This window comes from Achromobacter deleyi (assembly GCF_013116765.2).
Taxonomy (GTDB): domain Bacteria; phylum Pseudomonadota; class Gammaproteobacteria; order Burkholderiales; family Burkholderiaceae_B; genus Achromobacter; species Achromobacter deleyi_A.
In genome coordinates, this window is the sequence record NZ_CP074375.1 from 6,294,277 (window position 1) to 6,306,803 (window position 12,527).

The 12,527-nt window shown below is 66.4% G+C and carries 11 protein-coding genes; 5 read left to right on the forward strand and 6 right to left on the reverse strand.

The genetic code is table 11. The features are described 5' to 3' along the window. Positions 1–2 precede the first annotated feature (2 nt). The 5 genes from HLG70_RS28630 to HLG70_RS28650 form a co-directional block, all read right to left on the reverse strand. Positions 3–884 carry a branched-chain amino acid ABC transporter permease gene (locus HLG70_RS28630; RefSeq protein WP_171666781.1) on the reverse strand — a complete coding sequence of 294 codons (882 nt, stop codon included), beginning with the start codon at positions 882–884 and terminating at the stop codon, positions 3–5. A gap of 44 nt (positions 885–928) precedes the next feature. Further along, positions 929–2,089, reverse strand: coding sequence for an ABC transporter substrate-binding protein (locus HLG70_RS28635; RefSeq protein WP_171666783.1), 1,161 nt, complete (start codon positions 2,087–2,089; stop codon positions 929–931). A gap of 56 nt (positions 2,090–2,145) precedes the next feature. Continuing rightward, on the reverse strand, positions 2,146–2,970 hold the full coding sequence (locus HLG70_RS28640) for an alpha/beta fold hydrolase (RefSeq protein ID WP_171666785.1): 825 nt from the start codon (positions 2,968–2,970) through the stop codon (positions 2,146–2,148). Next, the gene (locus HLG70_RS28645) at positions 2,967–4,526 is read right to left on the reverse strand and encodes a benzoate-CoA ligase family protein (RefSeq protein ID WP_171666787.1); all 1,560 of its coding nucleotides are present in this window, start codon (positions 4,524–4,526) and stop codon (positions 2,967–2,969) included. The genes HLG70_RS28640 and HLG70_RS28645 overlap by 4 nt, the downstream gene beginning before the upstream one ends. Positions 4,527–4,602: 76 nt before the next feature. Then, a complete protein-coding gene (locus tag HLG70_RS28650) occupies positions 4,603–5,079 on the reverse strand; it encodes a DUF4863 family protein (protein ID WP_171666789.1) in 477 nt (158 codons plus the stop codon). A gap of 176 nt (positions 5,080–5,255) precedes the next feature. Here HLG70_RS28650 and HLG70_RS28655 point away from each other — a divergent pair, with 176 nt between their 5' ends. The 5 genes from HLG70_RS28655 to HLG70_RS28675 all read left to right on the forward strand — a co-directional run bounded on the left by HLG70_RS28655 (position 5,256) and on the right by HLG70_RS28675 (position 11,380). Next, positions 5,256–6,164: a helix-turn-helix transcriptional regulator gene (locus HLG70_RS28655; RefSeq protein ID WP_171666791.1), complete on the forward strand. Its 909-nt coding sequence runs from the start codon at positions 5,256–5,258 to the stop codon at positions 6,162–6,164. 188 nt (positions 6,165–6,352) lie between these two features. Next, positions 6,353–8,011: a 2,3-epoxybenzoyl-CoA dihydrolase gene (gene boxC / locus HLG70_RS28660; RefSeq protein WP_171666793.1), complete on the forward strand. Its 1,659-nt coding sequence runs from the start codon at positions 6,353–6,355 to the stop codon at positions 8,009–8,011. Between the two features lie 120 nt (positions 8,012–8,131). Next, positions 8,132–9,559, forward strand: coding sequence for a benzoyl-CoA 2,3-epoxidase subunit BoxB (gene boxB / locus HLG70_RS28665; RefSeq protein WP_171666795.1), 1,428 nt, complete (start codon positions 8,132–8,134; stop codon positions 9,557–9,559). A 54-nt stretch (positions 9,560–9,613) separates the two neighbouring features. Next, positions 9,614–10,861, forward strand: coding sequence for a benzoyl-CoA 2,3-epoxidase subunit BoxA (gene boxA, locus HLG70_RS28670; protein ID WP_171666797.1), 1,248 nt, complete (start codon positions 9,614–9,616; stop codon positions 10,859–10,861). A gap of 75 nt (positions 10,862–10,936) precedes the next feature. Further along, the gene (locus HLG70_RS28675) at positions 10,937–11,380 is read left to right on the forward strand and encodes a MaoC family dehydratase (RefSeq protein WP_171666799.1); all 444 of its coding nucleotides are present in this window, start codon (positions 10,937–10,939) and stop codon (positions 11,378–11,380) included. A gap of 3 nt (positions 11,381–11,383) precedes the next feature. Here the strand turns inward: HLG70_RS28675 and HLG70_RS28680 are convergent, their stop codons facing one another. Continuing rightward, positions 11,384–12,370 (reverse strand): TRAP transporter substrate-binding protein, encoded by a 987-nt coding sequence (locus HLG70_RS28680; RefSeq protein WP_171666801.1) that lies wholly within the window; start codon positions 12,368–12,370, stop codon positions 11,384–11,386. Positions 12,371–12,527: the final 157 nt, after the last annotated feature.

Here is a 12,527-nt window from a genome sequence, read left to right on the forward strand (position 1 = left end):
TGCTAACCCTGTTTGAACAGCCCTTCGGGCTTGCAAAGCAGAATGAAGGCCATCAGCAGGTACACCAGCACGCCCGCCGCGGAAGGGAACAGCACTTGTCCGAAGGTTTCGGCAAAGCCCACCAGCATCGCGGCCAGGAATGCGCCGCGGATCGAGCCGATGCCGCCGATCACGACCACCACGAAGCAGATGATGAGCACCCCGTTGCCCATGCCGGGATAGACGGACGACACGGGCGCCGCGATGCTGCCGGCCAGGGCCGCCAGCGCCACGCCCGCCGCGAACACCAGCCGGTAGAGCTTGTTGATGTCGATGCCCAGCGATCCGATCATCTCGCGGTTGCTGGCGCCGGCGCGCAGCATCATGCCCAGCCGCGTGCGCGAGATGACCCAGTACAGCAGCAGGGCGACGGCGATCCCCACCGCCGATATGAACAACCGGTAGACGGGGTAGGTCATGACGCCGCCCAGCGAGATGCTGCCTTGCAGCCAGGCGGGCAAGGGCACGCCGTGCACGTCATTGCCCACCAGGATGCTGCGCAGCTCTTCGAACACCAGGATCAGGCCGTAGGTCATCAGTACCTGCTGCAAGTGGTTGCGCTTGTACAGGTAGCTGAAGAATGCGGCTTCCAGCAAATAGCCCAGCACGCCTGCCGCAAGCACGCATACGGCCAGCGTCGTCAGGAACCCGCCGCCCAGCCAGCGGTCGACCAGCGGGCCCAGCGCGAACGCCATGTAGGCGCCGATCATGTAGAAACTGCCATGGGCAAGATTGATGATGCCCATGATGCCGAAGATCAGCGTGAGCCCGCTGGCCACCAGGAACAGCAGCAAGCCGTACTGGAAAGCGTTGAGGCTCTGGATGAGCAGGATGCCGATGTCCATGGGACCTCCGGTGGCGAACGCGGTTCGGGGCGGGCGGCGGGGCCTTAGAGCTTGCAGCCGCGGGCGGGGTCGGCCAGCTTCTGCACGGCCACTTCGACGACCTTGTTCTCCAGACCGTCGACGCGGCGCAGGTAAATGTCCTGCACCGGATTTCCCGCCGCCGACAGCGTGAACGGGCCGCGCGGGCTGTCCACCGTGGTGCCGCGCATCGCGCGCCGGAAGTCTTCCTTCTTGGCGAAATCGCCCTTCACGGCGGCGAGGCCCGACTGCATCAGTTGCGCGGCGTCATAGCCCTGCACCGCATATACGTCCGGCTGCGCCTTGTAGGCCTTGGCGTAGTCGGCGCGGAAGGCGTTGTCGCGCGGGGTGTTCAGGCCGTCGGCATAGTGCAGCGTGGTCAGCAGGCCCTGGGCCGATGCGCCCTGGGCCTGCAAGGTGCCGTCGGTCAGGAAGCCGGAGCCGTACAGCGGGATCGTCTTGTCCAGGCCGGCCGCGTGGTAGTCCTGCACGAATTTCACGGCGCCGCCGCCGGCGAAGAAGGTAAAGACCATGTCGGGCTTGAGCGCGGCGATCTCGGTCAGGAGCGACTGGAATTCCACGTTGGGAAACGGCAGGCTCAGCTCGCGCACGACCTTGCCGCCGGCCTTCTCGAAGCCTTCCTTGAAGCCGCCGATGGCCTCGTCGCCCGCCGCGTACTTCCAGGTGATGGTGACGGCCGTCTGATGGCCCTTGGCGCGCGCCACCGGGCCCATTGCATACGCGGGTTGCCAGTTGGTGAACGACGTGCGGAAGATGCCTGGCCCGCACAGCGGGCCGGTAATCGCGTTGGCGCCCGCGTTGGTCACGATCAGGGTCGTGTCGGCGTCCTTGGCGGCCTTGGCCAGGGCCATCGCCACGCCCGAATGCACCGTGCCGATCAGCACGTCGACCTGGTCGCGCTTGATCAGGCGGTTGGCGTTCTCAGCTGCCTTGGCCGGATTGGATTCGTCGTCCACCTTGAAGTATTCGATCTCGCGCCCGCCCAGCTTGCCACCCTGTTCGGCGACATACAGCTTGAAGCCATTCTCGATGGCGTTGCCAAGCGCTGCGAAGGTGCCGCTGTAAGGCAGCATGAAACCGACTTTGAGCTTGTCGGCGGCCTGCGCGCCGCCGGCGGCGAGCGTCAGGGCTGCGGCTAGAGCAGCCCGGGTCAGGGCGTGGTTCATGGTTGGTCTCCGTGCTTGTTATGGGTTGACGCCAGGGCCTGTTCACAGGCCCCGGATCAACCGGGTTTGCCCAGCGCGCCGATAAAGCCGGCGACGGCCTGGATAACGGTGGCGGGTTGGTCCTTGTGCGGCGAATGCCCGCAGTCCGGAATCTCCAGCAGCTCGGTCCGCGGCACGCGGCGGCGGATGCCGCGCACCTGCTCCAGCGTGCCGTATTCATCGTCCGTGCCCTGGATGGCGAGCACGGGGCAAGCGATGCGGGGCAGGTAGTCTTCAATGTTCCAGTGGCGGAATTCCGGCTTGAGCCAGATGTCGTTCCAGCCCTGGAAGGCAGAGTCCACGTCCCGGTGATGGCGGCTCAGCCTGGCGCGTAGGTCCGTCTCCAGATAGGCCCGGCGCGCCTGCTCGATGTTCGATACGGAGATGTCTTCGACGAAGATATGGGGCGCGGCCACCGCGATGCCAGCCACCGCGTCCGGATGCATCGCGGCATAGAGCAGCGCGATCGAGCCGCCGTCGCTGTGGCCGAACAGCACCGGTTTGTCGGCCGCGGCATCCACGCCCAGCGCCGCGAACAGGGCGGGCAGTACCTCGCGCGCCTCCTGGTGCATGAAGTCCACGGGCCATTGTTCCTGCGGCGGCCGGGCCGTCGATTGCCCATAGCCGTAGCGGGAGTACACCAGCCCCCGGCAGCCGGCCGCGTCGCACACGCGCCGGGGCCAGTCTTTCCACATGGACACCGAACCCAGTCCTTCGTGCAGGAAGACCAGTAGCGGGGCCTGGCTGCGCCCGGGCTCGATCCACTGGCATTCCAGCTGCAAGTCGCGTCCGCGCGCATGGATGCCGGCAAAGACGGTCTCGGCGAAGGCGGCTGCGCTCATAGCGTCGTCTCTTCCAGTTGGCGCAGCCGGAATCGCTGTATCTTGCCCGTGGCGGTCTTGGGCAGCTCATCCAGGAAATTGATCTGGCGCGGATACTTGAACGGCGCCAGGTGCTGTTTCACGTAGTGCTGCAAGGCCGCGCCGGTCTGGGCATCGGGTTCGAATCCCGCGCGCAGCACCACGTAGGCCTTGGTCTTGACCAGGCCGTCGTGGTCCGGCACGCCGATCACGGCTGCTTCCAGCACGGCTTCATGCTGGATCAGGATGTTCTCCACCTCGACCGGCGAGACATACTGGCCGCTGACCTTGATCATGTCGTCGCTGCGGCCGGCATAGGTGTAGTAGCCGTCCTGGTCGCACACGTATTTGTCGCCGCTTTTGAGCCAGTCGCCCAGAAAGCACTGGCGCGTCTTGTCGCGGTTGTTCCAGTACATCAGCGCGGCGCTGGGGCCCTTGATGTAGAGGTCGCCAATGGAACCGGGGGCGACGGGCGCGCCGTTGTCGTCGCGCAGCTGCACTTCGTAGCCGGGCACGGGCTTGCCCGTGGTGCCGTAGCGCAGCTGCCCGGACTGGTTGGAAAGGAAGATGTGCAGCATCTCGGTCGAACCGATGCCGTCCAGGATTTCACAGCCGAAATGGCGCGTGAAGCGCTCGCCGATGTCGCGCGGCAGGGCTTCGCCGGCCGACGTGCAGATCCGCATGGCGACCTGGTCGCGCGGCGGCAGATCGGGCGAGGCCAGCATGCTGGCGTACAGCGTGGGCACGCCGTAGAACACGGTGGGGCGGTGCTGGGTCAGGCGCTGGAACACGGCTTGAGGGGTGGGGCGTTCGGCCATCAGGACGACGGTGGCGCCCACCGTCAGCGGGAAGGTCAGGCCGTTGCCCAGGCCGTACGCGAAGAACAGCTTCGCCGCGGAGAACACCACATCGCTTTCCCGGATGCCCAGCACCGGCCTGGCATAGAGCTCGGCCGTGTGCCACAGGTTGCCGTGGGTGTGGACAACGCCCTTGGGCTTGCCGGTGGAGCCGGACGAATACAGCCAGAAGGCGATTTCGTCGGACAGCGTGCGCACCGCCGGCGCGATCGGCGACGCGGCCAGCAGCGATTCGAATTCATGCGCGCCGTCGGGCAGGCCGGCGGCGGGTTGCGACACGACCAGATGTTCGATGTCGGCCGGCGCCTGCGCCAGCGCCGCCTGCACCGCGGGCAGCAAGGCGCCCGACACGAAAATGGCGCGCACGCGGCTATGCGCAATGATGTAGGCGTAGTCGTCCGCGGTGAGCAGGGTGTTCACGGCCACCGGCACCACGCCGGCATGCAGCGCGCCCAGGAACACCACCGGCCAATCGGCCGTGTCCTGCATCAGCAGCAGGATGCGTTCCTCGCGCCGCAGGCCCAGCCGGCGGAGGGCGCCGGCCATGCGGGCCACCCGTTCCGCCAGTTCCCCATAGGTGATCCGGCGCGTGTCGTCGATGTAGGCGGGCTTGGCCGCGCGGGGCGCGTTCAGCGCCGCCAGGTGGCTGGCGAAGTTGAGTTCGGCGGGGCAGGTATTCACGGTTGTCTCCTGATGTCCTGGCGGGCGGTGCGCGGCCTGTGTTTGTTGTTTGGCGGCGGCGCGGGGCGGGGGGGGGCTAGCTGTCTGGGCGCGTGAATTCGATGGCGCCGCCGGGCAGCAGGTAGAGCACCAGGGCGCGGCCCTGCGTCACGGTGGGGCTGTGGCTGCTGCCCGGTTCATAGACCAGCCAGCCCGCGCCGTGGCCGTCGAAGCGGGCGTCTTCGGTCAGCGGCATGATCAGGTCGATCTCGCCGTTGGGATGCGCGTGGTGGGGACCGGCCAGATCGTCCATGTCGACGACGTCGACCGAACAGTCTTCCAGGTCGGCGGCCGGCTTGATGACGCGGCCGTAACGGATGCCACCGCCTTCGCGGCTGCACATCCAGCCGTCCGCCACCCCCTGCCTACAGGTGGCGAAGATGTCCCGGTACAGGGCGCTTCGGGGGCCGGCCTCGCTGTTCAGCCGCGCTTGCAGCGCCGCATCCAGTGGCTGGCCTGCCACCAGGCGCGTCACGTCGCGCATCAGGGCATGGAATTGGTCTGGCGTGCTCACCGGGCTACTCCTTTACACTGTCGGCGCTTCAGAAGTCAGTGAAAGCCACTGCTGCTTTTTTGCACCGGAACGGCTTTGAACTCGATGGAGGAAAAATAGTGCTTCCTTTGACTTGGGTCAAGCACTATAGTGCATAAAAGAGCGGTAATCAGGGTTTTTGCGGAGTCAGGCCAAACATGAATCAAGCGCTAGATGCGGCGCCAATCGAACCCCGGCGTGAAGCCTTCCTGGTGGCATTGGGCGAGCGGGTGCGCCGCCTGCGCGCCATACGCGGCATGACGCGCAAGAGCCTGGCCCAGGTGACCGGCGTGTCCGAGCGCCACCTGGCCAATCTCGAGCACGGGGTGGGCAACGCGTCGATTCTGGTGTTGCTGCAGATCGCCCGCGCGTTCAACTGCGCCCTGGCCGAACTGGTCGGTGACGTCACCACCGAATCGCCCGACTGGCTGCTGATTCGCGAACTGCTGAGCGGCCGCACGGAATCCGACCTGCAGCGAGCGCGCGAGGCCCTGACTCAGCTGTTCGGCGTGGGAGCCGGGGCGCAACGCCCCAACCGCACCCAGCGCGTGGCGCTTATCGGGCTGCGCGGCGCGGGCAAATCCACGCTGGGCCAGATGCTGGCCGATGACCTGGGCTACCCCTTTGTCGAGCTGAACCGCGAGATCGAACGCGTGGCGGGCTGCGGCATCCTGGAGATCCATAACCTCTACGGGCCCAATGCCTATCGCCGCTATGAGCGGCGGGCGCTGGAAGAGGCCGTGCAGATCTATCCGGAAATGGTGCTGGCCACGCCCGGCGGGCTGGTGTCGGAACCGGCCACCCTGAACCTGCTGCTGACCCACTGCTACACGGTATGGCTGCGTGCCACGCCGGAAGAGCATATGGGGCGCGTCATGGCGCAGGGGGACTTCCGGCCCATGTCGGGCAACAACGAAGCCATGGCCGACCTGAAGCGCATTCTTGCCGGGCGCGAGGCTTTCTACGCCAAGGCCGACCTCACCTGGGTCACCAGCAACCTGGAAGTCTCCGAGAGCTTCGCCGGCCTGCGCACGCAGGTGCGCAAGGCTTGCGGCCTGCCCCTGTAGGCTGCTCCACTGCTCGTGCCAGGCCGCCCCTCGGGGCGGCTTTTTTTCCGTGCGCGCCCGTAAGGGGTGTGATCTGCACTTTTGTGCATATCTTGCTTGACGGTCTATTTCTCCTGCATTAATCTGCACAATAATTCATGTAGTGCAGTATTTTTCCTGTCATGGCAGGGCGTACGAGGAGACACACTATGAGCAGCAGCACCAGCCGGGTTGATTTCCGGACCGAGCCCACCCAGTACCGCCACTGGCGCCTGACATTCGACGGTCCGGTCGCCACGCTGGCCATGGATGTGGCCGAAGACGGCGGCTTGCGTCCCGGCTACAAGCTGAAGCTGAATTCCTACGACCTGGGCGTGGACATCGAACTGCACGACGCCCTGCAGCGCATCCGCTTTGAACACCCGGAAGTGCGCAGCGTGGTCGTCACCAGCATGAAGGACCGCATCTTCTGTTCCGGCGCCAATATCTTCATGCTGGGGCTGTCCACCCATGCCTGGAAGGTGAACTTCTGCAAGTTCACCAATGAAACGCGCAATGGCATCGAAGACTCCAGCCGCCATGGCGGGCTGAAGTTCATCGCCGCATTGAACGGCGCCTGCGCGGGCGGCGGCTACGAACTGGCGCTGGCCTGCGACGAGATCATGCTGATCGACGACCGGTCCTCGGCCGTGGCCTTGCCCGAAGTCCCCTTGCTGGGCGTGCTGCCCGGCACGGGCGGCCTGACCCGCGTGACGGACAAGCGCCGCGTGCGCCACGACCACGCCGACATCTTCTGCACGCTGGTCGAGGGCGTGCGCGGCCAGCGGGCCAAGGACTGGCGGCTGGTCGACGACGTGGTCAAGCCCGCCCGGTTCGAGGCCGCGGTGCGCGAGCGCGCGCTGGCGCTGGCCCAGGACAGCGACCGCCCCGCGGGCGAACAGGGGGTTGCCCTGACGCCCGTGACGCGCACGGAAACGGCCAGCAGCCTGTCCTACCGATACGTGGATATCCAGCTCGACCGCGAAAAGCGCCAGGCCACCTGGACCGTGCGCGCGCCACAGGCGCCGGTCGAGTCGGAATTGAACGACATCCTGGCCGCGGGCGCCGCCTGGTGGCCGTTGCAGATGGCGCGCGAGCTGGACGACGCCATCCTGTCCATGCGCACCAACGAACTCGACATCGGCACCTGGATCCTGAAGACCGAGGGCGATCCGCAGGCCGTGCTGGCGGCGGATGCCGCGTTGCAGCGGCATGCGGACCACTGGTTTGTGCGCGAGACCGCCGGCATGCTCCGCCGCACGCTGGCGCGCCTGGATGTCACGTCGCGCAGCCTGTTCGCGCTGATCGAGCCGGGCTCATGCTTCGTCGGCACCTTGCTGGAACTGGCGCTGGCGGCCGACCGCAGCTACATGCTGGACAACGAGGACGACGCCGCGCCGGCGCGGATCGTGGTCGGCGAGCGCAATTTCGGCGCCTACCCGATGGTCAACGGCCAAAGCCGTTTGCAGCGCCGCTTCTATGAAGAGGCCCAGCCGCTGGAAGCAGTGCGTGCGCGGGCCGACCAGCGCCTGTCCGCCGCCGACGCCCTGGAACTGGGGCTGGTCACCTACGCGCCCGACAGCATTGATTGGGACGACGAGGTGCGGATGGTGCTGGAAGAGCGCCGGGCGCTGTCGCCGGACGCGCTGACCGGCCTGGAGGCCAATCTGCGCTTCGGCGGCCAGGAAACCATGGAAACCCGCATCTTTGGCCGCCTGACCGCCTGGCAGAACTGGATTTTCAACCGCCCCAACGCGGCGGGCGACAAGGGCGCGCTCAAGCTGTACGGCAAGGGCGAGCAGGCGACGTTCGACTGGAACCGGGTCTGACCGGCCAGCCTTCCACAGATCAAGGCCGCGGCGGGCGGGTGCAGGGCGCCCCTTCCCGCAGGCCCCACGACTACGCGCCGCGCCGCAAGCGGCCCCATCCCAGGAACTGGAGCAGAGACAATGTCAGGCATCAACTACACCGACAAGATCCCCAATAACGTCAACCTGTCCGGCGACCGCACCTTGCAGCGCGCGCTGGAGCATTGGCAGCCCAACTATCTGCAGTGGTGGCAGGACATGGGGCCGGACGGCTCGCACGGCTTTGACGTGTATCTGCGCACGGCGGTCAGCGTGGAGCCGGACGGCTGGGCGCATTTCAACCACGTCAGGATGCCCGACTACCGCTGGGGCATATTCCTTGCGCCCCAGGACGGCCAGCGCAAGATCCACTTCGGCGAAAACATGGGCCGCGACGTGTGGCAGGACGTGCCCGGCGAGCACCGTGCCAACCTGCGCCGCATCATCGTCACGCAGGGCGACACCGAACCCGCGTCGATCGAGCAGCAGCGCCATCTGGGCCTGACCGCGCCGTCGCAGTACGACCTGCGCAACCTGTTCCAGATCAATGTGGAAGAAGGCCGCCACTTGTGGGCCATGGTCTACCTGCTGCATCGGTATTTCGGTCGCGACGGGCGCGAGGAAGCCGACGCGCTGCTGCAACGCAGCTCCGGCGATTCGGACAACCCGCGCATCCTCGGGGCCTTCAACGAGAAGACGCCCGACTGGCTCGCGTTCTACATGTTCACCTACTTCACCGACCGCGACGGCAAGTTCCAGCTCTGCGCCCTGGCCGAGTCCAGCTTCGATCCGCTGGCGCGCACCACCAAGTTCATGCTGACCGAGGAAGCGCATCACATGTTCGTGGGCGAATCCGGTATTTCCCGCACCATCCAGCGCACCTGCGAAGTGATGAACCAGCTGAAGACCGACGACCCGGCAAGCGTGCGCGCGGCGGGCGTGATCGACCTGCCCACCATCCAGCGCTACCTGAACTTCCACTACAGCGTCACCATCGACCTGTTCGGCGCGGACCAGTCGTCCAACGCCGCCATCTTCTACGGATCGGGCCTGAAGGGCCGCTACGAAGAAAGCAAGCGCACCGACGATCATCAGCTCAAGAACGACACGTATCGCGTGCTGAGCGTGAACAACGGCAAGCTGAATGAAATCGAGGTGCCGATGCTCAATGCCCTGAACGAAGTGCTGCGCGACGATTTCATCCGCGACTCCGTGGCCGGCATCGGCCGCTGGAACAAGGTCATCGAAAAAAGCGGCATTCCGTTCCGGCTGCAAGTGCCCCACAAGGCGTTCAACCGCCAGATCGGAACGCTGGCCGGCATCCGCATGTCGCCCGAAGGCGAGATCCTGTCCGAATCGCAATGGCAGGCCAACCAGCACAAATGGCTGCCCACGGCGGAAGACCGTGCCTTTGTCGCGTCGCTGATGGGACGCGTGACGGAACCCGGCAAGTTCGCCAACTGGATCGCGCCGCCCGTCATGGGCATCAACCGCCAGCCGGTGAATTTCGACTACGTCCGTTTCAACTAAAGGCGGAAAGGACGGCGCGCGCCTGCGCCCCGTCCGCGCATTGGGAAGACCGTGATGAACGCCCCGTTACCCGTGGAAGTCCTGAAGCAGCATCTGATCGACCCCGAGATCTGCATCCGCTGCAACACCTGCGAAGAAACCTGTCCCGTCGACGCGATCACCCACGACTCCAGCAACTACGTGGTGGACCCGGACATCTGCAATGGCTGCATGGCCTGTGTGCCGCCGTGCCCGACGGGCTCGATCGACAACTGGCGGATGGTGGTGCGCGCCGAGGCCTATTCCGTGCAGGAGCAGCTGGGCTGGGAAGAGCTGCCGCGAGAGAAGGCCTTGCCGGCGGAGGGCGCGCCGGAACCCGCGCAGGCTGAATCCGCTGCCGCGGACCAGGCTGCGCCCGCCGCATTGCCGGCTGCGCTCATGGCTGCCGGCGCCGCCGTTCCGCCCTGGTCCGCCGCGCACCCGTACGTGAACCTGTACACGCACAAGACGCCCGTGACGGCAACGGTGGTGGGCAACTATCGCGTCACGGGCGCGGACACCGAAAGCGACATCCATCACATTGTGCTGGACTTCGGCGAGCTGCCGTTCCCGGTGCTGGAAGGCCAGTCCATCGGCATTCTGCCGCCCGGCACGGACGCGCTGGGGCGGCCCCATCACGCCCGCCAGTACTCGCTGGCCAGCCCGCGCGACGGGGAACGCGCGGGCTACAACAACCTGTCGCTCACCGTGAAGCGCGTCACCCAGGACCACGGTGGCGCACCCGCGCATGGCGTTTGTTCGAACTATCTGTGCGACCTGGCCAAGAACGACACGGTGCAGGTGATCGGCCCCTTCGGCCATACCTTCCTCATGCCCAACCATCCGCGCGCCAACCTCATCATGATCTGCACGGGGACCGGCTCCGCGCCCATGCGCGCCATGACCGAACGCAGCCGGCGGCGCATCGGCACGGGCGAAATCGGCAAGCTCATGCTGTTCTTCGGCGCTCGTACCGAACGCGAACTTCCGTACTTCGGCCCCTTGATGAAGCTGCCGCGCGACTTCATCGACATCAACCTGGCGCTCTCGCGCGAGGCCGGCCAGCCCAAGCGCTACGTGCAGGACCTGATCCGCGAACGCGCAGTCCAGGTGCGCCAGTTGCTGGCCGACCGCAACACCTGCATCTACGTCTGTGGCCTGAAGGGCATGGAAGTCGGCGTACTGGACGCGCTGCGCGAGGTGATGGTGCAGGCGGGCGAGGATTGGTCTATCCTGCACGATGTGCTGCGCCGCGAAGGCCGGCTGCATTTCGAGACGTACTGAGTCCCATAACAACACATGCGTGACGATCGGCGCGCCTGGGCGCGCCGAAGTCGTTTGCAGGGGGGAAAGCCAAACATGAAGTTCGCCGAATTCAAGGACGGCATGGTGATCAAGGCCGGCCCGGTCACCGTGACGGAAGCGGAGATCGTGGAGTTTGCCCGGAAGTTCGACCCCCAATGGTTTCATACCGACCCCCAGCGCGCCGCCGAGGGGCGCTGGGGCGGACTGATCGCCAGCGGCTGGCATACCTGCGCGCTGGCCATGCGCATGGCGGTGGACGCCGCCCTGCACGATTCCGAATCCTTTGGCTCGCCCGGCCTGGGCGAAGTGCGCTGGCGCACTCCGGTGCGCCCGGGCGACACCCTGCGCCTGGAGGCGCGCGTGCAAGCGGCGCGCACCTCGTCGTCGCGCCCTGACCTGGGCATCATCACCTGGGCCTGGACGGTCTTGAACCAGCACGACGAAGGCGTGCTGGAACTGGACGCGACCAGCTTGTTCGACCTGTCGGGCGAAGACTAGGGCCTACCGCTTTCCCGCCTGCTTCAGCAGGGCGGCGGCTTCAGGGCCGGCCGCCGTCTTCCATGCATTGACGGATTCCGCCGCGGCGTCCCTGAGCGCCTTGCGCACCGGCAGCGGCACGGTCGTGTTGATTGCCACGCCGTTCTTGCGCATCGCCGCGTAGTTCTGCTGCAAGCGGCCGTCGATGCGTTTCCATTGCTCCGTCTCGGTCTGGGCGGCCGCCTGGTCGATCGCCTTGCGAGTGCGCGCATCCAGCGCCTGATAGGCCTTCAGGTTCATCGTGGCCACCGAGATCGGCATCGCGTAGTTGATTTCGGCGAAGTTGGGCAGGTGTTCCCACAGCTTGCGGCCGGCCCCGCCGTCGCCCGAGGACAGCACGGCGTTCACCTCGCCGGAGGCGATGCGGGGCATGGCGTCCGCGAACGAAATGTTCTGCGCGCGAGCCCCCGCCTTCTGCATGACGTCCTGGGATGTCGCGTCGTAGGTGCGGATGTTCAGGGCCTTCAGGGCGGCCACGCTGTCGATCTTCTGTTTGGACCAGATGCCCGAGGCCGGCCAGGGCGTGGTGTAGAGCAGCTTCTGGCCATGCGCGGCCAGCAGCTTTTCGTACGCGGGACGCGCGGCCTTGTTCAGGTTGCGGGCCTTGGACAGCGAGTCCGCCAGGAAGGGCAGGGAGGACACGCCGAACAGGGGATACTTCGTGGCCAGCGCGCCGGCGAACGCGTCGCCCGCGTCCACCTTGCGCGCCTCGACCGCGTCGATCATGTCGCCCGACTTGATCCCCTTGGCCGCATCGAAACTGGCGTCGATGACCACATTGCCGGCCGTCTTGGCGCGCACCAGTTCCGCAAACGTGGACACGCCTTGCCCGGGCATGGAGCTGGCCGGGTATTCGGTGGCCATGGTGAGCGTGGTGACGGCAAGGGCCCCATGGCCGACGAAAGCCATGGCGATGCCCGCCATCAGGCGTAGGGATGGGATGCCTCGCATGCGCGACTCCTGGTCGGGGGTAGCCGCAAAGCGTACGGCTTGCACAAGCCCGCGCCTATACGGGCTTTCGGCAATGCGCCAAGGGCCTAGGCCGGCGATCGGGCGCATGGCCGATTGCGCCCGGACAAGAAAAAGCCGCCCGTCGGGGCGGCTTTTT